Below are 24,781 nucleotides of genomic sequence, written 5' to 3'. Positions count from 1 at the left end.
GTCTGTCAGGCGACACTAACCTTGCGCCCCAACACCGTCCTCCAACGCTCCGAAAGAATCACCCCTCCCAGCGTCAACGCACCACCGACCAGGTGATACAGCGCCAGTTGCTCATTGAGCACCGCGGCGGCAATCAGCGCGGTGATCAGCGGCAGCAAGTTGAAAAACAACGTGGTACGACTCGGCCCCAGCCGCACCACCGCTTGCATCCAGGCCAGCGGCGCGAGCATCGACGCCAGCAGGCACGCATACAGCACCAGCGGAATATTTTGCAGAGTCGGACCGACTTTCGGTGAGGCGAGAAATAGCGGAAACAGCACCACGACGGCCACCAGCACTTGCAGATAGAGCAGCACCAGCGGCGGCAACTGCAGCTGCCATTTTTTCAGCAGCGTGCTGTAGATCGCATAGGCCAGAGTGGCGATCAGCATCATCGCATCGCCCAGGTTCACGCCGTGTTCCAGCAGCGCGCCGAGGCTGCCGGAGGACACCACCACCAACACACCGGCAAACGACAGCACCGCACCGGCCAGGGCGCCGGCGGTCAGGCGCTGGCCGAGACTGGCAATCGCCATGGCCAGCGACATCAACGGCATCAATGACAGAATAATCCCCATGTTGGTGGCCGAGGTCAGCGTCGCGGCGAAGTAGGCCAGGCTTTGATAGACCGCCATGCCGAGCACGCCAAGGATAAAGATCTTGCCCAGGTTCGGGCGGATCAGCGGCCAATGGGTGATCACCGGTTTGAGCATGAAGGGTGTGAACAGAATGCCCGCCAGCAGCCAGCGGTAGAAACCGATCTCGGCCGGGAAAATCGCCCCGACCGCCAGTTTGTTGATCACGGTATTACCGGCCCAGATAAAAATGGCCAGCAGTGGATAAGCGTATTGCATGAGGGAAAAACCAGAACGTTGATGAGGGGTGATTATCCACCTGTCCGGATCAATGCCTATACTTCGATCCAGACAACCCGCCTTTGAATCCAGACAGCATGAACAAAAAGCACATCGACCTTTTGGATTTCAGCGGTTTGCCGACACCGGTGTACTTCCGCTACGCCGATTTCGACGCCCATAGCCATGCGTTGGCTCATCGACATCCTTGGGGCACTCTCGAGTATTCGGCGTTTGGGGTGATGCACATGGAGATTGCCGGGCGCCGCTTCATGTCGCCGCCGCAATATGCAGTGTGGGTGCCACCGGATACCGAACACAGTTTCTATAGCGCACAGCCGATCATTTATCGCGCGGTTTGTCTGGCGCCGAATCTGTGCCGCGACTTGCCGCAGCAAGCCTGCACACTGGCCATCAGCGACATTCTCAAGGCGATCCTCAAGGACTTCGCCGCTCGCGACGTGAAGATTCCGGAACATCAGGCCGACGTTCGCCTGGCCCAGGTGCTGGTCGACCAATTGCAGCAGGCGCCGGTCCATACCTGCTATCTGCCTTATGCCAGCAGCCCCGGTCTGCTCGGCGTGCTCGAAGCCTTGCAGGCCGAGCCCGGCGATAACCGGCCGCTGGCGCATTGGGCCGACCAGGTGCATGTCAGCGAGCGCACCCTGGCCCGGCAATTCGTCCGCGAGTTGGGCATGAGCTTTGGCGAGTGGCGTCAGCGTCTGCGCTTTGTGGCATCCATCGAAGCACTGGACAGTCAGCGCAGTATTCAGGAGGTTGCGTTCGACATGGGGTATAGCACCGCCTCGGCGTTTATTGCGATGTTCGAGCGCCAGGCCGGTTGCACCCCCGAGCAGTATCGGCGTACCAGCTTGCAGAACAGGTGAAGGTGTAACGAGCGTTGTCTACACTGCGACAGAGGCCGTGCCCCTCGGTGCGGTAACAAGGAGAAGACTCCATGAAGATGTTGCGTATCCCTTTGTTGATGATGGGTGTGCTGATCTGTTCTCAAGGTTTTGCGGCGACTGCCCAACAGAACAAGATGACCACCTGCAACGCTGAAGCCACCGCGAAAACCCTCAAGGGCGACGAGCGCAAAGCCTTCATGAGCACCTGTCTCAAAGCCGCACCGGCAGCAGAAGCAGCCAAACCCATGACCCCTCAACAAGAGAAGATGAAAACCTGCAACGCCACGGCCACCACTCAGGCGCTTAAAGGCGATGCGCGCAAAACCTTCATGAGCGATTGCCTGAAGAAAAAATAACCGGGCATTAAAGGGCTTCCACATGTCGACGCCAATACGCGGTCGGATGTGGGAGATTCTATGTTTGGTGGAAACCCTCAATCCCTAGTGTTGGCGCCAGAACGCTGGCAGACTGCCAACCCTTTAACGCCGTTCGTTTTTGAGGCTGTATGCCAACGTTTTCTCAGCGTCATCTGTTGTACTTCAGTTGGGTGATCATTTTTGGCGGCTTGTTACTGGTCTTGCCACTACGGCTGTTGCCGAGCCTGCTCGCTGGTTTGTTGGTGTTCGAGCTGGTCAACATGCTCACCCCGCAACTGCAACGGCTCATCGAAGGGCGTCGGGCGCGCTGGTTGGCGGTGGCATTGCTCGGCACCTTGGTGGTCAGCGTACTGACGCTGATTTTTGCCGGGGCCATCAGTTTTCTACTACATGAAGCGGAAAATCCTGGGGCTTCCCTGGACAAATTCATGGGCGTAGTGGACAGGGCGCGCGGCCAGTTGCCGCCGTTTATCGATGCTTATCTACCGGCCAGCGCGGCGGAATTTCGCGTGGCCATCGGCGAATGGGTGACCAAGCATCTGAGCGATCTGCAATTGGTTGGCAAGGACGCGGCGCACATGTTCGTGACACTGCTGATCGGCATGGTGCTCGGTGCGATCATTGCCTTGCAGCGGGCGCCGGACCTCACCAAGCGCAAACCGCTGGCGGCGGCGTTGTTTGATCGGTTGCACCTGTTGGTACAGGCGTTTCGCAATATCGTCTTCGCACAGATCAAGATTTCCCTGCTCAACACGACGTTCACTGCGATCTTTCTCGCACTGATCCTGCCGATGTTCGGGATCAAATTGCCGTTGACCAAAACCTTGATCGTGCTGACCTTCCTGCTCGGCCTGCTACCGGTCATCGGTAACCTGATGTCGAACACCTTGATCACCATCGTCGGTTTGTCGCTGTCGATCTGGGTGGCGGTGGCAGCGTTGGGCTACCTGATCTTTATCCACAAGCTGGAATACTTTCTCAACGCGCGGATCGTCGGCGGGCAGATCAGTGCCAAATCCTGGGAGTTGCTGCTGGCGATGCTGGTGTTCGAAGCCGCGTTCGGCCTGCCGGGAGTGGTGGCTGGGCCGATTTATTACGCGTATCTGAAGAGTGAGTTGAAGCAGTTGGAGTTGGTTTAACGCGGAGGCTGATCGTTTGATCGTTCCCACGCTCCGCGTGGGAATGCCGCCCGGGACGCTCCGCGTCCCTTTGCAGTCGTGACGCAGAGCGTCACAGGATGCATTCCCACGCAGAGCGTGGGAACGATCTGCGCTAAATCAGCCGTAACGCTTCTTCGCTTCGATCGCCAGACCGCTGCCGATGCTACCGAAGATATTCCCTTCAACATGCCGCGCGTTTGGCAGCATCGCCGAGACGCTCTGGCGCAGGGCCGGGATGCCGCTCGAACCGCCGGTGAAGAACACCGTATCGACCTGATCGACGCGTACATCGGCATCGTTGAGCAACCGGGTGACGCTGTTGCGAATGCGCTCCAGCTGGTTATCGATGGACGACTCGAACAGCGCCCGGCTCAACTCCACACTCAAACCTGGCTCGATGCGATCAAGCGGCAAATGGCGGCTTTCGGCATGGGTCAGCTGGATCTTGGTTTCTTCCACTTCCATCGCCAGCCAGTGCCCGGCGCGCTGCTCTATCAACTTGAACAGACGGTCGATACCGCCGGTGTCTTCGATGTCGTAGCGCATGCTGCCCAAGGCGATCTGGGATTTCTGCGAGTAGACCGAGTTGATGGTGTGCCAGGTCGCCAGGTTCATGTGCTGGCTGGTGGGCATGTAGGCGCCGCTCTTCATCCGGCTACCGTAACCAAACAGCGGCATCACGCCTTGCAGGCTTAGCTGCTTGTCGAAGTCAGTCCCGCCCACATGCACACCGCCGGTGGCGAGGATGTCGTCTTGGCGGTGGTCTATGGCGCGGCGCTCCGGGGACAAGCGCACCAGCGAGAAGTCCGAAGTACCACCGCCGATGTCGACGATCAGCACCAGCTCTTCGCGTTCGATGGTCGACTCATAGTCGAAGGCAGCGGCAATCGGTTCGTACTGGAAGGACACATCCTTGAAGCCGATAGCCCGTGCCACGTCCACCAGGGTGTTTTCCGCTTCCTGGTCGGCCATCGGATCATCGTCGACAAAAAACACCGGGCGGCCGAGCACCACTTCTTCGAATTCATGACCGGCGGTCGCCTCGGCGCGTTTCTTTAGCTGGCCGATGAACAACCCCAGCAGATCCTTGAACGGCATGGCCGTGCCGAGCACGCTGGTGTCGTGCTTGATCAGCTTGGAGCCCAACAGGCTCTTGAGCGAGCGCATCAGCCGGCCTTCGTAGCCTTCCAGGTACTCGTGCAGCGCCAGCCGGCCATAGACCGGGCGGCGTTCCTCGATATTGAAGAAGACCACCGATGGCAGAGTGATCTTGTCGTCCTCCAGCGCGATAAGCGTTTCCATGCCCGGGCGCAGCCAGCCGACAGTGGAGTTGGACGTGCCGAAGTCGATGCCGCAGGCACGAGCTGGAGATGCGTCTTTCATGTCTTTCGAGTTCCGGTTAAAAAACGGCCGCGCAGTGTATGTCAGTGCGGCGAAGAATCGTAGGCCGACTATCCGCTAAATCGCAGCGATAAGTGCCTTGAAAGACTATCCTTGGACCCCAAACTTGCAGGCATGGGCCTGGTAGCCCCCGCGCGATCAAAAAAGCCGGTGCTGGCTGCCGATGAATTTCCGATGGGCCGCTCGGTCACACGATTGAGATCGGTCAATCCAAACGCTGCCAAAGAGAGCATGCTGTGCCTGGCTGCGCGATATCGATAACGGATGGTGATTCCCTCGATGGACTTCAAAGACTATTACAAGATTCTCGGTGTAGAACCGACCGCGGATGACAAAACGATCAAAGCTGCGTACCGCAAGCTGGCGCGCAAGTATCACCCCGACGTCAGCAAGGAAAAGGACGCCGAGTCCAAATTCAAGGACGCGTCCGAAGCCTATGAGGCGCTGAAAAGTGCCGACAAGCGCGCCGAATACGACGACCTGCGCAAATACGGCCAGCATGGTCAGCCGTTCCAGGGCCCGCCGGGCTGGCAGGGGCGTGGCGGCGCGGGTGGTTTCGGCGGTCAGGACGGCGGCGACTTTTCGGACTTCTTCAGTTCGATCTTTGGCTCGCGCGGCGGTGGTTTCAGTGGTGGACAATCAGGCCGTAGTACCGGTCGTCGAGGACAAGACGTGGAAATGGAATTACCGGTTTTTCTTGAGGAAACCCTGTCGGCCGAGTCAAAAAAGGTCAGCTTCCAGGTGCCGCAGTACAACGCCGCCGGCCAGCACGTCAGCAATACCAGTAAAAGCCTGAATGTGAAGATTCCGGCCGGCGTGACCGACGGCGAACGTATCCGCCTCAAAGGCCAGGGTGCACCGGGCGTGGGCGGAGGGGCCAATGGCGACCTGTACCTGACCATCCGTTTCGCACCGCATCCGAAGTTCGATGTCGAAGGTGAAAACCTGATCGTCACCCTGCCGTTGGCCCCTTGGGAGCTGGCGCTGGGCGCTGAAGTGGCGGTGCCGACCCTGACCGGCAAGATCCATCTGAAAGTTCCGGCAGGCAGCCAGAACGGCCAGCGCATGCGCGTCAAAGGCCACGGTCTGCAGCACAAGGCTGGCCACCGTGGTTTTCTGTTTGTGCAATTGAAAGCGGTCATGCCTAAACACAGCAACGACGAGATCAAGGCGTTGTGGCAGGAACTGGCGGAGAAAGCCGCGTTTAACCCAAGAGAGCACTTTTGATTAGAGAGAAGGAGTAACTGATCATGAGCAGTACCCTGATCGTTCAGCTGCTGGACATGGAAGAATTCTGTGAGGTGACTGACTTGTCGGCTGCCTACGTAATCGAAATCGTCGAACACGGCATCCTCGAACCTCAGGGCAAGGCGCCCAAGGATTGGCGTTTTACCGACTACGAACTGGCCGTGGCCAAGCGCGCGGTCAAGCTGCGTCGGGACCTGGAACTCGAATGGGAAGGGGTCGCCCTGGCCCTGAACCTGCTCGAGGAGGTCCAGCAACTGCGGGCCGAGAATCAGATGCTCAAACAGCGGTTGGGGCGTTTGGTGGTGGAGTGATCCGAGACCATTGTTGACCTTGAGGCCGCTATCGCGAGCAAGCTCGCTCCCACAGGGGATCTAAGTGAGTCCGCGATAATGTGAACAGCATAGAACTCATGTGGGAGCGAGCTTGCTCGCGATGGTCTTCAATTCAACGATGGTTTACCTGACAAGCCCACGCTCTACCCCTTGCCCGAACATCCCCGCTGATCCACCTGCTCCAACGCCTGATCCACCAGCAATTTGCCCAACTCGATCATCTGATAAATCCCCAACGCCACGCTGCGGTGCGCGCCTTCAAGGTCGAAGGCCAGGTTGCAGGCGATAGCATTGGCCGACGCCAGCGTCTCGGAGGCGTTGGCCAGCAGGCTTTCGGTGTCGATGTGGGTGGAGACGGTGAAGAGATTCGTCGTAGGGGTATCGGAGCTGCGGAGGTTGTCGAGTGACGGCTTCAAGTGATGATCGAGGGCCCGTTCAGCAGCCTCGTGGAGCTTTTTGGAATCGAGTGATTCGTAGGGGGAAACGATTGGGGTTTCAGGGGGATCGGGGGTGATCTTTTTCATAGTGAAGCTCCTTGATCAAATGGAGCTGCCACTACCTGCTGTCAAACAAGAATGGGTGGCAGCTGTACGCGGGTTGACAGACCGAGGATCAAGGAACCCGGCGCACCCGAAGGTGCCCCACGCACAGCCGCCATAATACGGAACGGCGGACACAAAAAAAGTGCCAACTGTTCACATAGCGGCACTTGCATGCCTTGATTCTATTCGGTCTGTCAAAACCGGTCGCTGAATTGGCAGCGACCCGCGAAGATTATCCACGCCCCTCAACCAACGCAACCCTCAATACCTGTCAGAAAAAACCAACCGTCCTACAGGGATTGCGTAGGCCGCGAGCGCTTGGGCAACACCACCGTAAACGTCGTGCCGTCTGCCTCGTTGGAACTGACTTCGATGGTTCCCTGATGGGCAATGACCACTTCCTTGACAATAAACAAGCCCAGACCAAGGCTGGTCGAGGGGCCACCCAGTTCCTCGCTGGAGCTGCGTACCAACGGATCGAAAATGGTGCTGATCGCGGCTTCGGGAATCGGTTCGCCATAGTTGTGCATGGTCAAGATCACCTGCTCTTCGCCGCCCGTGATACTCAAGGTGACCGGGCGTTTATTGGCGCCATGCTGCAATGCGTTGCCGATCAGGTTTTGCAGCAACTGATCGAGCCGCCCACGATCCCATTCCCCTTGAGTATCCCCTCGAACATTCAAGGTTGCAGTGCAGTCGGGCTGTCCGGCGCAGGCTTCATCGATGGCGGCCTGTGCGGCGCTGGCCAGATCCATGGGCGCAGGCTCAATGGGCAGACTGGTGCCCAGACGACTGCGCACGAACGCCAGCAAATCACTGACCATCACGGCCATATGCCGCGCACCGCTCGTGATGAGCGAAACGTAGGTTAGCGCATCAGCATCCAGTTTGGTTTTGCGCAGCAGCATCTCGGTGGACATGCTCACGGCCTGCAACGGTGCGCGCAGGTCATGGCCGAGAATGGCCAGAAAGATATCCCGCGAACGATTGACCTGCTCGGCGTAGGCCGCGGTGGACTCGGCCAGGGCTTCGTCGATGGCCTCGTTGAAGCGAATCATGTCCTGGAAATAGGCCAGGTCGGGCGACTCCAGGCCGTTGACCCACAGGCGAATCACGCAGGCGCGCAGATGGCGGAATTCGGAGGTCATCTGCACCAGATCAAATCCAACGGTGTGCCTGAGCTCACCGTGGCTGGCCGCGGCTTCATCCAGGCTCGGGGTTTTCTCCGGGCCTTCGCCCATGGCCTTGGCGGCTTGTTCGCTGGCGGTCTGGGCGGTCGTCATGTCACGTGATGCGGCCAGAAGAATCGACTTTGCATGGTCGCGCAGGATCGCCCGACTCATTAAGTCGATGTCAGGTGCGATGGCTTTGGCGAATTGCTCCCACTCATCAACGATGCGATTCACGTGTTGCACGATGAATTCGGATAGGCGCATGGCCGATGACCTTGCTGGGCAGTGATAGTCATAAAGTGTGGCGCATCCTGGCGCCTTTGTCGTTCCCCACCTGCAAGCACAGGGAAAGTGCCTGCCTCGATGTGTTGACAAGGTGATGACCGAGGCGCAGTACAACGCAGAACTTGAATCAATCGACGCAGAGACGCAGAGCGAGCTCAAAAAGTTTTTATATTTAGTTTGTGCGTCGGGTATTTTCGGGGGGTAGTCAAGTTGTGTGGCTGAGGTGGTATTTAGTTATTTTTTACGACGATTCATTCGAAGCCTTTCGGCCTTTTTTTGCGAGGGACGCAGCAGTTTTTTAGACTTTTGTTTTAGGCGACACCGTTTAAGCTGATAACTCCTATCGTTATCTTTGGTTGTCACATAATGTCTGAATTAAAAGAGTTGGAAGGCGTTGAACAAGAGTTGATTAATCCAGTAACAAATAAAGGTATTCACTACGAACGTATTATCCAGGCACTTCCCCGCGCAATAAAAGAAGCGCCCATAAGCCGGCTGGTATCACTCGACACTGCAAGTGCAACATACTTTCCCGATTGGTACATGAATGCGTCCAGCCTCAATCGGCACTACCTCAAGGAACTGGTTGAAGAGCGCTGGCGCTCACAAGCGAAGGTGGACGGCCCTCTGGAAAATCTGCAACAGGACATCCAGGCATTTGCCAAACCCCTGCTTTCGGCGCTTATCAGGTCGAATTTCAACACCAGTGTCGACGTCAGCGAGCTGACGCTGAAGCTGTATGTGCCGGACAAGATTCTCTTGGTGATCGACCGTGGCGTTAGTTATCTGCGCGAATCCACGCTGTTGGAGGCGGCGTTGCATAACTTCGAAGAACCGGAAACTTCTGAAGATCATTTCAGGACCGGTTCCGGTGTGTATTCGATGGCTGTCGAAGGGGAGTTAAAACTTGAAAGAGCGATGACCACCGCGAAAGTCGCCACGCTGTGTCGGAATCTGGACCTGGGTGCGCAGTATCAGACCCATATAAAAAGCATCCTGATGCCGCCCGACCCGAAGGCCAGGCAGTTATTGGAACAAAATGCGGTGGCTGCGGAGAAGGCCACTTTTAACCTGGCTGCGTTGATGGCTTACTTGAAAAAAGATATCAGCGAATATGCGTACGGTAAACTTCAACACGTGCGCGATGACAAGAGCGATATCACGTTTCATGATCAGCCGCTGCACAGGCATCGGCTATCACTGATGGGCTTCCCGTTGCACGGCATCGTGTTGTTCAGTGCGGTGAGTCAGCCGTCCAGGCTCAAGCCGTTGGTCGATGCATTGACGCCCGACGGTCTGAAGTTCTGGAGTGACTGGTCGCGACGCATACCGGTGTTGCCGGGCAGTGAATACGACCAGTACAAACTGTTGCAGTCGTTTTTGGCCAACGGTCCTGCCGGTGTCCGCGAGGACATGCTGCGCCGCGAAGATATCTATCAGCAAAGTCACCTGGATGGACAGGTGATTGCCTACGTGCCGGACGATCCCCTGCATCCGCTGAAAGAGTACAACTCGCTCGCCGACTTCATGAAAGAGCTGCTTAGTCAGCTTCGCGATACGCAGTATCAGGCGTTTTTCAGCCGCTTCGTGAGGCAAAAGGACAAGGGCAAATTCTTCGCCCGGGTCACAGAGCGGCTGTCGCGCGTTGTCTGGCAGCAACGCGAGCCGTTGGACATGGGCCCCTGGTGGCGGGAAACCGCAGTCGAAAATCCCACCGCAGAGCCCATCACCAACCTGATTGCCGGGGATTTGTGGCAATGGCTGTATGTCGACAAACGCGATAAAGCCATCGCCGATGCGCGCGTCATCGCGGTGCCGACCGGCGATGAAGATGCAACGACACGCTGGAAGCGCCTGACCAGCTATCTAGACATTGGCTGGAACGTTTTCAATTTTGTTGCGATGTTGGTGCCCGTGCTGGGTGAAGTCATGTTGGGGCTGATGGTTGCGCAGATCGCCGACGAACTGGTGGAGGGACTCGAAGACTGGAGCAAGGGCGACCGGGAAGAGGCGGCGTCCCACATCAACGGGGTGCTGATCAACTTTGCCCAGTTGGCGCTGATGGGGGCCGGGCACGTACTGCCTCGGGGGGCCGCGGCGGCGGTAAAACCCAGCGCCCTGGTCGACAGCTTGAAACCGGTGGAAGTGCCCGGCGCCAAGACCCGCCTGTGGAAACCCGACCTCGGACCTTATGCGCACCCGGCGTCACTGCCCGCCAATGCCGTACCCAACGACATCGGCCTGTATGAACAAGGCGGCAAGCAGTGGCTGCGGCTGGAGGAAAAAAACTATCAGGTGAGCCAGGACCCGGCGACGGGTCAGCATCGACTGGAACATACGCAGCGCCGCACGGCCTACAAACCGCTGGTGGAGCACAACAACGCCGGCGCCTGGAAGGTCGAGAGCGAGCGGCCGCTGGAGTGGGAAGCGAAACGGTTGATGCAGCGCATGGACACCACACTGGACGGATACTCTGCGCAGACACTGGGCAGGATCCAGCGAGTGAGCGGGATAAACGAGAACCTGCTGCGCCGGTTGCACGTCGAGCATGAAACCCCGCCCGCGCTACTGCGCGATACCGTCATGCGCTTCAATACCTACGCCGATGCGGAACGATTCCCGCAGCACATCCTGGCGAATCAGGTTCCAGACGAGATGATCGGCTTTGAGGCTGCGGCCATGGTCGAACTACCGCGCTGGCTTGAGAACCGGGCTGTTGAGGTTTTTGAGGCACAGGATCGTACCGGGGCCTCGGTCAAACACGGCAATGCAATGGCCTCTGGCTCTATGACGATCAAGATCAACCGTTCCGAGCTGGCGGCCGGGAAACTGCCTGAGCGGGTGATTGAGTCGTTGGACGAAGCCGAGATTCGCGATCTGCTGGGCAATGGGATCGCACTTGATACACCGACGCGCATCGATGCCCTGCACAGGCGGTTGGCCATGCAGGCCGGGAAGCAAAAAAAACGTCTGTTCGAAGCGCTGTACAAAAAACGCGATGTTTCCAGCGACCCACGGGTACGGTTGCTCCTCGGTGATTTTCCAGAGCTGCCCGCCAGCGCCGCACAGGAATTGCTCGACCATGCCGAGCCTGTGGATCTGCAACACCTGGCCGAGAAACAGCGCCTCTCGCTGCGCTTGCGTCAACAGGCCCGACAAGTGCGCGACCGTGTGCGATTGAACCGTGCTTATGAGGGCCTCTATCTCGAGGAGCTGGCCAGTGCCGACTCGCGCAGGCTCGAACTGGGCTCGTTGGCCCGCCTGCCAGGCTGGTCCGACGAGGTTCGTATCGAAATTCGCGAACTGGGGTTCAACGGGAAACTGCACGCCAGCGTGGGCCCGGAAAGTGCGCCCATCCGCAGGGTGCTGATTCTCGAGGAGGACGGGCGCTACCAGACGCGGGATGCGGATGATCAGCATCTGCACGGTGTCGATGAGTTCTACACTTCAGTCTTGCATGCCCTGCCTGATGCACAGCGCAATGCGTTGGGGTATGGCATTTCGGAGGGGGCTCGGCTCAAGCTTGATGTCCAGCGCTCACCCCTGAGCCATGATCAGTTTGCGCCGACGTTGCTTGAACATCCGATTCGCAAACCGACTTACGATCCGCAAACCATGAAGTTGCTCGGGGGCATGGACGGCTATCGACGCGTGTCCAGGGACATGACGACACGGCTTCGGGTGCGCAGCCTTTATCCGTCACTCACGGACATAGAGCTCGATACCTTTATAGAGACCTTGCGCCAGCAAAACGTGCCGGTGGGGCTACAGATCCAAGCGCTTGAGATCGAATTCAACCAGATGGTTTCAACGCTGACCCGCTGGGTGAACGGGCCGACCCGGGATTTTCGTTTTAGCCCCAGTGGCGTTTCCGAGTGGAAGGCCAGGAATACCCTCGCCCAAAAGATCAGACAGTGCTGGCAGCGAACCGGCCCCAGGCACCTGGATGCGTACGGGAACGTTCTTGGGCAGACACTGGACCTGAGCAACTTCAATGTGTACCTGCACATTGACGGTATGCCCAAACTGGCAGCCAGCTTCGATCACGTCACGTGTCTGTGGTTAAGCAACACAGGGTTATCGAATATCGAGAAACCTTTCTTTCAGTCCTTTCGCAAAGTGCGCGTGCTGGACCTGTCTCGGAACAGGCTGACGGCGGTGCCATCGAGCATCGCCGAGATGCCGCACCTGACAGACCTGGATCTCACGAACAACCGGATCGTGCTTAACATCATCGATCACCAGATGCTCAAAAACCGTACGCGACTGATCCGTTTACGCCTGGGTGAAAACCCGTTGGGGTTGTTGCCGAACATCAGTCGCATGCCTGACCTGCATACCCTGGTGCTGACTAACACAGGGGCCAGTACGTGGCCGCCCGGGCTTTTTGATCGGCCACGGTTTCGGCACTTTTTCCTGGATCTACGCCACAACGTGTTGACGGACATTCCGCAGGTAGCTCCGGGCACGTGGCATGCCGAGCTGTTGGGGCGTACGTGGCTCAATCGTGAGCCCGCATGGATGTCAGCTGAAAATCTGGAAATTCTCAAAGACTACGTTCGGTCGGTGGGCATGGACCCTGAACGTCCTTACCCGCCCACAGGCGTGCTCACCAGTATCCACTGGGAGGAAGGCTTGACCCGGCCTGAGTGGGTAAACAAGCAAAAGGTTTGGAACGAGGTTGAGGATGAACTCAACTCGAAAGATTTTTTCGAAGAACTCGACGCCCTGACCCTGTCCGCCGACTTCACCGCCAGCAAGGCCTATCGCGCCGATTTGACGGCCAAGGTCTGGCGAATGCTGGACACCATGGCTGAGAACACCCCGTTAAGAGAACAGTTTTTCAGGGAGGCCAACGTACGATCCAACTGCGTCGACGGTGCGACACAGCTTTTCAACGTCATGGGTGTGGAGGTGCTGGTTCACGAAGCGTTGGCGCTAGGTAACAACGGTTTGATCGAGGCTGAGCTGGTGAGCCTGGCAAAGGGCAAGTCACGGCTGGATGAAATCGAGCGAATCGCTAAACGCCACATCGTGGCGCGCGAGGCGGCGGGTGAGCGGTTTCGACGTGAGGACGCCGCGCGCAATGTCACAGGTACCATTGATGAGGTCGAGGTTCACCTGGCCTTCATGACGGATCTGGCGGAACGGCTGGACCTGCCGTGGCAGGCGCGCGGCATGCAGTTTCGCAAGATCGCAGGCGTCACCAGTGAAATGATCGAGGATGCCTATCAACGGGTTCTGGGGCTGGAGGAGGGCGATCTGCTGCGTAACTCGATTGCCGAGCAACCCTTCTGGAAGTCCTTTGTAGAGCGTTCGAACCGGGCACGCTTCAGGGCGATTGATCGCAAGACGGTCGCCACGACCGAGTTCAAGACAGCCCTGGATGAACGAGCCGACAGCGCGAACCTGTCACTGGAGGAACGGGCCCGTTTGAAGGAGCAAATCCGCGTGCTGGCCGCCGAACTCGGCCAGCCGGAAAGTGCTTTCGCTCCCGGTCAGGTCATGACAGACGAGGCTTATGCACAAGAGCTGGCTCTGATTAAAAGCGAGCGTGAAAGCTTGCTGCTGCAACTGACCCAGGAAGCTATGGACCGGGCAAAACTCCAACGCGTTGAAATTCCGTTTTCGGTCGCGTCGGATAGCTGATAACTCAATGTTTTGGCTTCGATGCGAAGACGTAGTGCTTCGCATCGAGAGCGCCGAAGCAATTCATCAATAAACAGGATTATGTGATGACTGCGTTGCAAGGAAGCAACGGCACCGATCATTCGGAGTCGTTAGCCGTTGAAGAATATGGACCCAATACCGAGATTTTAAAAAGTGCCATCCCGGACTGGCTGATCCTGGCCTCGCCCGAGCGACGAGCGGCTTTGCGGGGCGCTTCTGTGGAGATCCCGCTCTGGTACAAAAACGCTTCGGCCGAACAGTACAAAGAGATGAAGCGCCTGACTGAGGCGAGCCTAAAATCGCAGAACGCACTGGACACCATCATGTCCAGGATGGAAGGTATTGCGGCGTTTGCCGAGCCGCTGCTGATTAAGGCCTTGTCCGAACAATACAACGTCCACCTGGACGTCAATACCACTTTCCTGAGGCTGAAAAAGCCGCTGACAGTGGGGGCGCTGGGTATCAAGGTCAGTACCTTCGAGGTGATGACCCTGTCGCTTCTGGACGCGGCCTTACACAACTTTGAAGCGTTCGAATGTAAAGGAGGGGCGTTCGATGCTTCGTCGGGTTTTGTGACCAGACCGAACCCGGCCGCACAGTTTGAACCCATCACCACCACGCTGACGGTCGAGCACTTTACCGCTCTGTGCCGCACGCTGGATATCGGTCAAAAATACCAGGACTACCTCACGTCCTTCTTGAAGTCTGGCGAACCCGTCGCTGAAGCTTTTCTGTCCCGCAAGTTCATCGGGTGCCAGAAAGGCGCGTTGAAATCAGCCGCCTACATAGCGTTGGTTAAAAAGGATATTGACCAGAATGATTACAACATCATCCTGTCGGTGATTGCCGGCGAACAAAAAGTCATGAACGGCAACACCCCGGTCTGGTTCTGGGAGCCGGTCGTGATGCGCCGGGTACTCACGGGCTGTCTGGCCTTCTCGACGATCGAAAAGTACACGTATGGACTCAAGGAAGTCATTCTTTACATCCCTCACGACCCCGAACATCCTTTGAAGAAATACGCTGAAGGGCAATCGATTGAAAAAGAGTTGACCCGACAGTTGCTGGCACCCGACACATCGGCTGGGAACACCGATGGCCGCCCAACCCCCTATCAACGGTTTTTGAGTCAGTTCCTTGACTACAAGGACCGCCCCTACTTTTTCAATCGTTTCACACAGAAAGTCGCTGACGCACCTGCCGATCCTTTGGCGGTGTTTCGTCCGCCCATCATGTCCGGGTTTGTTCTGCCCGCAGTAACGGGAACGTTGGGCTCCCTGTTACTGCCCAACGAACTGCCCCCCGCAAAACCGGTGCCGCGTGAACCGCTGACCGAGGTGGACATGCATGTGACCTTTGGCAGCAGGGAAGGGCTTTGGGCCGAGAACGGTGACCCGTGGGCACAGCTTTATCAGCGGTCGCGGGACAAGCTCTTTTCCGACGCCCGCAGTCAGGCGGTCCCGACCGCCGATGCCGATGCCAAGACCCGTGCTGACCGGATCGCGCATCTGCTCGAGGGCGGGCTGGCAGTGCTCAACGGGGTATCGATGTTTGTGCCCGTGTTGGGCGAGGTCATGCTCGCCGTGATGGCGGGCCAACTGATGTATGAAACGCTGGAGGGGGCCATCGAATGGGGCGAAGGCGACCGCGAAGAAGCCTGGGCCCATCTGAGCGACGTGGCTGAGAACCTTGCGCTGATGGGGGGGATGGTCGCCGGGGGACGAATTCTGAAAGGGGTGAGGGCGTCGCCTTTTGTCGACAGTCTGAAGCCGGTTCGGCTTCCGGACGGCACAACCCGGCTGTGGAAGCCCGACCTGACGCCGTATCAGGCAAAAGTCCGGCTGCCGGTGGACTCTATGCCGAACGAACTGGGCTTGCACGCTGTGGCAGATCAGGAAGTGTTGCCGCTGGGTGATCAGCTCTACGTGGTCAAGGAAGACCCTCTTTCGGGTGACCGACGAATCCAGCACCCTGGGCGTGCCGACGCCTACACCCCTGTTGTCGAGCACAATGGTGCGGGCGCATGGCTTCATGAAGGCGAAGAACCACTGACCTGGGAAGGCCCGACGCTGATGCGCAGACTGGGTTATCGCACGGACACCTTCACCGATTCGCAGCTGGAACAGATTCGCGTGGCCAGTGGTGTCGAGCATGATCAATTGCGTCGCACCCATGTCGAACAGGAACCGCCATCGGCGCTGCTGACCGATACGCTCACACGCTTTCGGATCGATAAGGACATCGAGACCTTCAAGGCACAGATCCGCAGCGACGATCCGACCGTTTTTGCCAAGGCTGATACGCGATTGCAGTTTCAGATCATGCGCGCACAAGACCTGCTGCCGGATACACTGCCACTGCGGGTGATGGACAGTCAGTCGAACATTCTCTGGGAGGACCCGCTGCCAGCCGGCGCTTCCCCCAGACGACTGGTTATCGTGGCGACTGATCAGCAACTGGCCAGGGGCAAGTTGCTTGAGTCGCTGCTGGATGTGCTTGAGGCGCAAGGTGTCGATCTCACCCACGCGCCAGGTGAGTCGGGGTCCTCGCTGGGCGCGCGAGCCACGGCCCTGCGCAAGGAGATCGCCCATGCGGCGCACCGCAGCAAGGCCACGCTGTTCGAGTCCCTCTATCGAGCGCAGGACACCACCACCGGCCCCGCCGAACAACGGATCAAATATTTCTTTGCGCAGCTGCCCGCTGTCGTTGCAAGACGAATCGCCGAGGGGATGAACACCGAGCAGTTGAGTGAAATCGGCAAGCCCGGGCCGTTGCCGCAAACCCTGTATGAGCAGGCTCGTTGGTGTCAGCAAGAGGTGCGCGTGGCACGGGCCTATGAAGGGTTCTACCTTGAGGCATCCGCCAACCTGGACAGCGAACGGCTGGCCCTTCGCAGCCTGGAAAATCTGCCTGGCTGGCCAGCGGGCATCCGTGTCGAACTGCGTGAATATTCGACGACAGGGCGGCTGCTGGACTCGATCGGTGCACCGGATGGGTCGGTTCGTAAAGTATTGGTGTCAGGTGAAAACGGTCTCTATGGAGAGGAGGCTTCTGCAGACTTCTATTGGGCGGTGTTGCAAGCGCTGTCGCCCGACGAGCGCATGTCGCTGGGGTTCACGGCGCAGGAGGCTGCAAGGCTCAAGCAGGTCGTGCAACAGACACCCTTGTCACGCGAGGCGTTCAGGGCTGTATTGCTGGAACATCGAGAACTCAGACCTTCCTTCGAGCCTGGCATCAAACTGCTTGGCGGTGGCGGTTACCCCTTGCCTACCGGGCAGGAGGTCGTGAGTTTTTTTCGAACCGGCCGGGCACGGGTTCGCAAGTTGTATCCCGATTTCAAAGACGCCGATATCGAGCAGTTTTTGCAGTCGCTGGGGGCTGATGCGCGTGGTTCACTGACCCGACTCGAAGCCGAGTATGCCACCTTGAAACGCGAGCTGAAGGCCTGGGTTCATGAGCATCGCTCCCCAGCGGGGCAGACGAGAACAACAGCGCACACCGACGTTGCCAACCTGATAAAGCGCTGCTGGCGCCGGCAAACCGCAGTAGGCCTGAGAATCGACAGCCGGGTAGAACTGCCAGCGTTAAGCGCGAGTTTCGGTCATATCGAAAGGCTGATAATCAACGGGCCGTGGTTCAAGGAGACAGCTGATTCGTTCCTCAAGGGGTTTAACAACCTCAAGTGGTTGACCATCACCCGTGGTCGGGAGCCTCTCACCTCCGTGCCGGACATTATCGGCCAGATGCCAGGCCTGACCAATCTGAACCTGAGCGCTAACGCCATCGTTCTGACCGAACAGAGCGCCGGTATGCTGGGCGGGCTGAGTGCGCTTGAAGTGCTTTGGTTGCACTACAACCCGCTCGGTCGATTACCGGATTTCAGTGCTATGCCCCGGTTGAGGGAAGTTGACTTGAGTGGGACAGCAATCACCCAATGGCCCGTTGGTTTGCGAGATCAACCCGGGCTGCGCACCGTGGATTTGCGCGACAACCAGTTACGCAAGGTGCCTGAGGCGTTTCTATCCCCACCTGACGATCAGGTCGAGGCGGTCGCCAGGGTGAATCGGGTCACGCTGCTGGAAGGCAATCCATTTTCTCACGCGAGCGCGCGACGGCTCAGGGACTATCGGCAGCAGTTGATGCAGACCCGCCCTGAACTATTGGAAGACTCGCTGGAAGGCGCATTTGAAGTTAACCCGCCCTTGTATCGCCGGTATCGAGCACTGTACCCCGATACAACGTTTGGCCAGGTCGACGACTATTTTCGCGGTCTGGGATCCGAGGCTGAAATAGAAACACTGGTGAGCGGACGCGAGGTGGAGCTGGTCAGGCTGGAAAGCCAGTTGTCCGAGTGGGCGTATTCGGGCGAGCAGCCGCAACGATACGTGTATTTGAACAACCGGGCCAACCGCAACCTCAGGGATGAACGTTACCTGGCCGCCAGTCGTATTGTCAGGTGCTGGCAGAGGCGCACGCCCCAGGTGCTCGCCCGTGACGGCAGCCCGATTGGCCATGAGCTGAACCTCAGCGGCCTGAGTTTGCCGAACCTGCCTGAGCTTGATGCCGATTTCAGTCACGTAGGCTCTCTCAACTTGAGCGATATGGGGCTGATCGTCACGCCGGAGGCTTTCTTGCAGCGAAACCGCGGTGTGCGTTGGTTGAATCTGTCGGGTAACCAGTTGACAGAAATACCCCGGGCATTGGGTGAACTGGAGGGGTTGACCCGTTTGTTTCTGCAACGTAATCGAATTCGACTGACCCCTGATACGGCTCGGATACTGGCAGAGAGAACGTCGTTGCGAGCCTTGAGTCTGTTTGAGAATCCTTTGGGCATGACCCCTGACTTCAGTCGGATGGTGGATCTGCGCAGCCTCTCGCTCGGATCGACCGGTATTGAAACCTGGCCAACCGGGCTCGCTGAACAACCTGCGCTGGACGTCATTGATCTGAGTCGCAATCGGCTCGTCACCATCCCGGACAGTGTTATTGCACCGCCCGCTGAACGCCTGGAGCAGGTAGCCCGCCTCAATAACGTCACTCACATTCAGGGCAATCCACTGTCGGTGCAGACCCGCCAGCAACTGGACGACTACTGGGCCCGTCTTTTACGTGAACACCCCGACTTGTGGCAGGAATTGCGACAACAACCGGGGGGACAAGTGTTCGAATACCGGGCGCTTGGCGCGCAAGGTGGTGGCCAAGGTGCGCAGGCTGGTGTTGGGGCTGACGGGCAAGCCGCTCTGGAGCGTTGGACCACAGGCCTGCCGGCCGATCAAGCGGCGCTCAGGAAAACTCAGTGGGACAGTCTGTTCAGCCTGGAAGAGTCAACGCAGTTCTTTAGAGTACTGGCTGACCTTGAGCCTGCCGGTGCCGGCTACATGGACCTTCAGAAACGTGTGTGGGAGGTGATCGATACCCTCTCTGAACCCAACGCAGAGTCCGAGCAACTGCGCAAGGACATGTTCGATTGGGCGGCAAGACCGGCCTGCTGCGATCGCGCCGCATTGTCGTTCAGCAACCTGGAAGTCATGGCCATGGTCTACCGAGCCGGGCGCGTGGCACAGGAGGGGCAGCAAGGCGCAGCGCTTCTGAAATTGTCCAGAGGGCTGTTTCGTCTGGATAACGTTGAAAGGATCGCGCTTGCCGATATCAGCCGACGTACAGCGGCAATCAATGCCACAGAAGGCCTGACTTCGGCTCAGAAAGCGGAGCGAATTGCACAGCTGGAAGAGGTCGAGATCAAGCTGGCCTACCGCTTTGGCCTCAAGGATCGTCTTGGCTTACCCGGTCAGCCCCAGCGTGTGCGGTTTATCCGTCTGGGCGATGTTTCGAGCGAAATGCTCGATAGCGCGCAAGCTCAGGTTTCGGCCCTGGACAACTCCCCCGAAGAATTCCAGGCGCTGGTTGAACGCGATTTTTGGAAGCGCTATCTGGCCCAAAAATACCAGTCGCAATTCGAGGCTCGGCAGGCGCCCTACCAGGCTCGCCAGGTCAGTCTGTATCAGGCGCGCTCGGCGCAAGAACTCTCGCAAGCAGCTTATCAGGGGCAGTCCGAGGATCTGGATGCACAGTTGCAGATCGAGGAAGCGGCGCTGGTCGAGGAACTGACCCGTCAAGAGCTGGTGCAAACGCCATTCTGATCAATCACTGAGTCAACCCAAAGAGGCAAAAAGCCCCGAGTGCAGCGTTGTGCACTCGGGGCTTTGTTTGTGCGGTTTACTCATCAGAACAGGAAATACCGCTGAGCCATCGGCAACACTTCAGCCGGCTCGCACCAGAGCAACACGCCATCAGCCTTGACCTGATAAGTCTGTGGATCGACCTCGATGTTTGGCAGATAGTCGTTGTGGATCAAATCGGTTTTCTGCACCTCGCGACAGCCTTTGACCACAGCCATTCTCTTCTTCAAACCCAATGACTCGGGAATGCCGGCGTCCAGTGCCGCTTGGCTGATAAAGGTCATGCTGGTGGCGTGCAGGGATCCGCCGAAACTTGCGAACATCGGCCGGTAATGCACCGGCTGCGGTGTCGGAATCGAAGCGTTGGCATCGCCCATCAGGCTGGCGGCAATTGCCCCACCCTTGAGGATCAGGGTCGGTTTGACGCCGAAGAACGCCGGGCGCCAGAGCACCAGATCGGCCCATTTACCGACTTCGATCGAGCCCACTTCATGGCTGATGCCGTGGGTGATTGCCGGGTTGATGGTGTACTTGGCGATGTAGCGTTTGGCGCGGAAATTATCATTGCCTTCGCCGTCACCTGGCAGCGGGCCGCGCTGTTTTTTCATCTTGTCGGCAGTCTGCCAGGTGCGGGTGATGACTTCACCGACACGGCCCATGGCCTGGCTGTCGGAGCTGATCATCGAAAACGCGCCGAGGTCGTGAAGGATGTCTTCGGCGGCAATCGTCTCGCGGCGGATACGGCTTTCGGCGAAGGCCACATCTTCGGCGATGCTCGGATCCAGGTGATGGCAGACCATCAGCATGTCCAGGTGTTCGTCGATGGTGTTACGGGTGAACGGCCGGGTCGGGTTGGTCGAGCTCGGCAGCACGTTGGCGAAACCGCAGGACTTGATGATGTCCGGCGCATGACCGCCGCCGGCACCTTCAGTGTGGTAGGTGTGGATGGTCCGGCCCTTGAACGCGGCGAGGGTGGTTTCAACGAAGCCGGACTCGTTCAGGGTGTCGGTGTGGATCGCCACCTGCACATCGTACTGATCGGCGACGCTCAGGCAGTTGTCGATGGCAGCCGGTGTCGTGCCCCAGTCTTCATGCAGCTTGAGGCCAATGGCCCCGGCCTTGACCTGTTCGATCAGCGGTTCCGGCAGGCTGGCGTTGCCTTTGCCGGTGAACCCGATGTTCATCGGGAAGGCGTCGGCGGCCTGCAGCATGCGCGCCAGATGCCACGGCCCGGAGGTGCAGGTGGTGGCGTTGGTGCCGGTGGCCGGGCCCGTGCCGCCGCCGATCATGGTGGTTACACCGCTCATCAGCGCTTCTTCGATCTGTTGCGGGCAGATGAAATGGATGTGGGTGTCGATGCCGCCGGCGGTGAGGATCATGCCTTCACCGGCGATCACTTCGGTGCTGGCGCCGACGGCAATGGTCACGTCGGGCTGGATGTCCGGGTTGCCGGCCTTGCCGATGGCGGCAATTCGGCCGTCTTTGAGGCCAACGTCGGCTTTGACGATGCCCCAGTGGTCGATGATCAACGCGTTGGTGATCAGTGTATCGACCACTTGCGCCGCCAGTAGTTGACCCTGGCCCATGCCGTCACGGATCACCTTGCCGCCGCCGAATTTCACTTCTTCACCGTAAGTGGTGAAGTCTTTTTCCACTTCGATCCAGAGTTCGGTGTCGGCCAGACGGACCTTGTCACCGACGGTGGGGCCGAACATGTCGGCGTAGGCTTGACGGGAGATTTTCATGGGGTTGCCTTGAGATTCAATTGAGTTTGAGACCGCTCGCATAGCTCGCTTTCGCGGGCAAGCCCGCTCCCACATTTCTATCGCATTCCCTTGTGGGAGCGGGCTTGCCCGCAAAGGGGCCAGAACAGACGCCGCATTACTTAGAGGTCGCCCATGACCCGCCCGGCAAACCCGAACACCCGGCGCAACCCGGCCAGATCCACCAGCTCGATGTCCCGGGTCTGTCCCGGCTCGAAGCGCACGGCGGTGCCGGCCGGGATGTTCAGGCGCATACCTCGCGTACTGTCCCGATCAAAGCTCAGGGCGTCATTGGTTTCGAAAAAATGATAGTGCGAGCCGACCTGGATCGGCCGGTCGCCACTGTTGGCGACGCTCAGGCTCAGGGTGCGGCGCCCGGCGTTGAGCTCGATTTCACCGGGCTGGATCTGGTATTCGCCAGGGATCATAGGTTCGCTCCGCGGAGGATTTTGTAATAGATGGCGGTGGGGTGGTATTGACCGTTCGGTCGGCAGGCGTAGTCCGGTATTTCACCGACACGGATGTAATCCATCGATTGGTATAAGGCTTCGGCCGGAGAGCCGGCTTCGGTGTCGAGATAAAGCATGCCGCGTTTGTATTGCACGGCTGTCTGCTCCAGCGCCTGCATCAACTGCAGGCCAAGGCCTCGGCGACGGGTGTGACTGCGCACTTGCAGTTTCTGTACTTCGGCGCGGTTCAGACCGTTGGCCTTTTGGCACAGGCTCAATTGCACACTGGCCATCACCTGCTCTCCATGGACCACCACCCAGAGCAGGCGACTGCCTTGTTCGAGTTCTGCCTGGACCTCATCGTAATAGGCCCGTGCCTGGCGGGCATCCAGATCCGCCATGAAGCCGATCGACGCGCCGTTGCTCACGCAGTCGAGCAGTAGATCAATCAAACCCTGGCGGTAGTGCGCAAAGCTTTCGGCATGGACACGACGCAGTTGGGCGGTGTTCATTGAGGGTCACTCCGTTTTGGCGATCGGCGGCTCCGCGCCTGGGTTGAGGGTCAGTTGCATAAAGGTCAGGTCGAGCCAGCGGCCGAACTTGGTGCCCACTTGGGGCATCTGCCCGGTGGTGATGAAACCGGCTCGTTGGTGCAGGCGAATCGAGGCCGCGTTGCCGCTCTCGATGGCCGCGACCATCACGTGTTTGTCGCAACCTTTGGCACGCTCGATCAGCTCTTCCATCAGCCGTGGGCCGAGGCCGTTGCCGCGTTGGTCGCTGCGCACGTAAACCGAGTGCTCGACGGTGTGCCGGAAACCGTCGAAGGGCCGCCAGTCACCAAACGAAGCGTAGCCGAGTACGCTGTTATCGCCGTCGACAATCACCAGAATCGGATACCCCTGCGACTGCCGGGCACTGAACCAGGCCTGACGGTTACCGAGGTCAACGGCTTGTTCATTCCAGATCGCGGTGGTGTTGAGCACGGCATCGTTGTAGATGTCGCGGATCGCCAGCAGATCGGCATGCTGCGCGTCACGAATGATGTACGTCATGGCACGGCCTCAGGCGATGGGTTGGTGAACGGTGACCAGTTTGGTGCCGTCGGGGAAGGTCGCTTCGACCTGAATTTCCGGGATCATTTCCGGGATGCCCTCCATCACTTGTTCGCGGCTGAGCAGGGTGGTGCCGAAGTGCATCAGTTCGGCCACGGTCTGGCCGTCACGGGCGCCTTCGAGCAGCGCCGCGGAGATATAGGCCATGGCTTCCGGGTAGTTGAGTTTAACGCCGCGGGCCAACCGTCGCTCGGCCACGAGGCCGGCGGTGAAGATCAGCAGCTTGTCTTTTTCGCGTGGGGTCAGGTCCATCGTTTGGAATCCATCAGGGCAGATAAAAAGGTATTCGGGTCTGTGAACACAAACCCTGTGGGAGCGGGCTTGCTCGCGAATGCGGACTTTCATTCAACAACTGTGTCGCCTGACACACCGCTTTCGCGAGCAAGCCCGCTCCCACATTGGATCGCATTTCAGGTGCTCCATATTCTGGGCGGCACAGCCTCGCGCCCCAGCAATACCGGCCGCAACAACCGCCACAAATCAATCATCCAACCCCGCGCCTGCAAGGCTTCACTGGCCAGGCAACGGGCGACCAATAATCCCGGCAACTGGGTCAGATCACCGCGTACCGGGTTGGGTAACGAGCGGCAGGCTTGCAGCAGTTCGCTGTCGATTTCACCGGTCACCAACAAGGTCGCAAACACCGGCTGACCATCGAGGCCGATTGGCGAATCGAGTAAACCGTCATCACCGACAATGCGCTGGCGTTCATGCCAGAGCAACTGGCCGTCGCGGCGGATATCCAGTTGCGATTGAAAGTGCCCGGCATCAAAGCGCTCGCCGCTGGCCGGGCGACCCAGCGCCACCACATCCCAGTAAAACAACCGGGCGTCGCCTTCAAGCTCAACAGAAGTACTGAGTTCGGCCTGGGCGGCGCTGAAAATGATGGTTTCCTGTGGCAGCCATTCCAGTGTCGCACCCGGTGCAACCTTCAGATCGAGCTGCTGATAGGCGGGCCCTGCGGCGCGATACCACTTGGCCGCGCCAGGGCTGGTCAGTTGCGCCCAGGCATCGGCGCCGACATGGGCACTGATGTCCAGCCGATCACCGCCAGCAATCCCGCCCGGCGGATGAACGATGATGTGTTGGCAGACTTCAGGCCCTTCGGCATACAGATGTTTCTGTACCCGCAGCGGACCTTTGTGCCGGCGCTGGACCGGGCGCGTGCTGTCGCCGAACCGGGCGTAGCCGAGTTCCAGCTCGGCGTGCCAGCTGGGGGTGAACAGTGCTGCAGTGATTGAAATGGGGGCAGGAAAATTCATGATTTCTAATTATCGTTAGGACGCTACA

Annotated in this window: 17 protein-coding genes; 7 read left to right on the top strand and 10 right to left on the bottom strand. The window is 58.7% G+C overall.

What is annotated here, in order from left to right; all coding sequences use genetic code 11:
* Positions 1 to 5 precede the first annotated feature (5 nt).
* Entirely contained in the window at positions 6 to 893 is an 888-nt protein-coding gene (locus tag ACN1C3_RS17360; protein ID WP_419116998.1) for a DMT family transporter, read from the bottom strand.
* A gap of 98 nt (positions 894 to 991) precedes the next feature.
* On the opposite strand from ACN1C3_RS17360, the gene ACN1C3_RS17355 reads away from it, so the two are divergent.
* The 3 genes from ACN1C3_RS17355 (at position 992) to ACN1C3_RS17345 (ending at position 3,317) form a co-directional block, all read left to right on the top strand.
* Positions 992 to 1,780: an AraC family transcriptional regulator gene (locus ACN1C3_RS17355; protein WP_419116997.1), complete on the top strand. Its 789-nt coding sequence runs from the start codon at positions 992 to 994 to the stop codon at positions 1,778 to 1,780.
* Between the two features lie 71 nt (positions 1,781 to 1,851).
* The gene (locus ACN1C3_RS17350) at positions 1,852 to 2,157 is read left to right on the top strand and encodes a PsiF family protein (RefSeq protein ID WP_419116996.1); all 306 of its coding nucleotides are present in this window, start codon (positions 1,852 to 1,854) and stop codon (positions 2,155 to 2,157) included.
* Between the two features lie 149 nt (positions 2,158 to 2,306).
* The gene (locus ACN1C3_RS17345) at positions 2,307 to 3,317 is read left to right on the top strand and encodes an AI-2E family transporter (RefSeq protein WP_419116995.1); all 1,011 of its coding nucleotides are present in this window, start codon (positions 2,307 to 2,309) and stop codon (positions 3,315 to 3,317) included.
* Positions 3,318 to 3,455: 138 nt separating this feature from the next.
* Here ACN1C3_RS17345 and ACN1C3_RS17340 read toward each other — a convergent pair whose 3' ends face one another.
* Entirely contained in the window at positions 3,456 to 4,721 is a 1,266-nt protein-coding gene (locus ACN1C3_RS17340; protein WP_419116994.1) for an Hsp70 family protein, read from the bottom strand.
* Positions 4,722 to 5,018: 297 nt separating this feature from the next.
* Here ACN1C3_RS17340 and ACN1C3_RS17335 point away from each other — a divergent pair, with 297 nt between their 5' ends.
* Together ACN1C3_RS17335 and ACN1C3_RS17330 are read left to right on the top strand one after the other, a co-directional pair.
* Complete coding sequence (locus tag ACN1C3_RS17335; protein ID WP_419116993.1) at positions 5,019 to 5,966, top strand: DnaJ C-terminal domain-containing protein; 948 nt, start codon at positions 5,019 to 5,021, stop codon at positions 5,964 to 5,966.
* A 23-nt stretch (positions 5,967 to 5,989) separates the two neighbouring features.
* Positions 5,990 to 6,298: a chaperone modulator CbpM gene (locus ACN1C3_RS17330; protein WP_419116992.1), complete on the top strand. Its 309-nt coding sequence runs from the start codon at positions 5,990 to 5,992 to the stop codon at positions 6,296 to 6,298.
* A gap of 164 nt (positions 6,299 to 6,462) precedes the next feature.
* Here the strand turns inward: ACN1C3_RS17330 and ACN1C3_RS17325 are convergent, their stop codons facing one another.
* On the bottom strand, positions 6,463 to 6,843 hold the full coding sequence (locus tag ACN1C3_RS17325; RefSeq protein WP_419116991.1) for a DUF6124 family protein: 381 nt from the start codon (positions 6,841 to 6,843) through the stop codon (positions 6,463 to 6,465).
* 308 nt (positions 6,844 to 7,151) lie between these two features.
* Positions 7,152 to 8,297 carry a sensor histidine kinase gene (locus ACN1C3_RS17320; RefSeq protein ID WP_419116990.1) on the bottom strand — a complete coding sequence of 382 codons (1,146 nt, stop codon included), beginning with the start codon at positions 8,295 to 8,297 and terminating at the stop codon, positions 7,152 to 7,154.
* A gap of 564 nt (positions 8,298 to 8,861) precedes the next feature.
* Here ACN1C3_RS17320 and ACN1C3_RS17315 point away from each other — a divergent pair.
* Both ACN1C3_RS17315 and ACN1C3_RS17310 read left to right on the top strand, forming a co-directional pair.
* Positions 8,862 to 13,967, top strand: a complete 5,106-nt coding sequence (locus ACN1C3_RS17315) for an NEL-type E3 ubiquitin ligase domain-containing protein (protein ID WP_419116988.1) — start codon at positions 8,862 to 8,864, stop codon at positions 13,965 to 13,967.
* Positions 13,968 to 14,053: 86 nt separating this feature from the next.
* Positions 14,054 to 20,128, top strand: coding sequence for an NEL-type E3 ubiquitin ligase domain-containing protein (locus ACN1C3_RS17310; RefSeq protein ID WP_419116987.1), 6,075 nt, complete (start codon positions 14,054 to 14,056; stop codon positions 20,126 to 20,128).
* 83 nt (positions 20,129 to 20,211) lie between these two features.
* Here ACN1C3_RS17310 and ureC read toward each other — a convergent pair whose 3' ends face one another.
* From ureC to ACN1C3_RS17280, 6 genes are all read right to left on the bottom strand, one after another.
* Positions 20,212 to 21,912: an urease subunit alpha gene (gene ureC, locus ACN1C3_RS17305; RefSeq protein WP_419116986.1), complete on the bottom strand. Its 1,701-nt coding sequence runs from the start codon at positions 21,910 to 21,912 to the stop codon at positions 20,212 to 20,214.
* A gap of 140 nt (positions 21,913 to 22,052) precedes the next feature.
* Entirely contained in the window at positions 22,053 to 22,358 is a 306-nt protein-coding gene (locus tag ACN1C3_RS17300; protein ID WP_419116985.1) for an urease subunit beta, read from the bottom strand.
* Positions 22,355 to 22,891, bottom strand: coding sequence for an N-acetyltransferase family protein (locus ACN1C3_RS17295; RefSeq protein WP_419116984.1), 537 nt, complete (start codon positions 22,889 to 22,891; stop codon positions 22,355 to 22,357). Before ACN1C3_RS17295 ends, ACN1C3_RS17300 begins: the two co-directional genes overlap by 4 nt.
* Before the next feature lie 6 nt (positions 22,892 to 22,897).
* Positions 22,898 to 23,431 carry an N-acetyltransferase family protein gene (locus ACN1C3_RS17290; RefSeq protein ID WP_419116983.1) on the bottom strand — a complete coding sequence of 178 codons (534 nt, stop codon included), beginning with the start codon at positions 23,429 to 23,431 and terminating at the stop codon, positions 22,898 to 22,900.
* Positions 23,432 to 23,440: 9 nt separating this feature from the next.
* Positions 23,441 to 23,743 (bottom strand): urease subunit gamma, encoded by a 303-nt coding sequence (gene ureA, locus ACN1C3_RS17285; protein ID WP_007907366.1) that lies wholly within the window; start codon positions 23,741 to 23,743, stop codon positions 23,441 to 23,443.
* 158 nt (positions 23,744 to 23,901) lie between these two features.
* On the bottom strand, positions 23,902 to 24,729 hold the full coding sequence (locus ACN1C3_RS17280) for an urease accessory protein UreD (RefSeq protein ID WP_419117147.1): 828 nt from the start codon (positions 24,727 to 24,729) through the stop codon (positions 23,902 to 23,904).
* Positions 24,730 to 24,781 lie beyond the last annotated feature (52 nt).

The sequence above is a fragment of the Pseudomonas sp. H11T01 genome (assembly GCF_048515765.1).
Classification (GTDB): Bacteria; Pseudomonadota; Gammaproteobacteria; order Pseudomonadales; family Pseudomonadaceae; genus Aquipseudomonas.
Note: the sequence above shows the minus strand (reverse complement) of the source record. Positions and strands in the feature narration are given on the sequence as shown.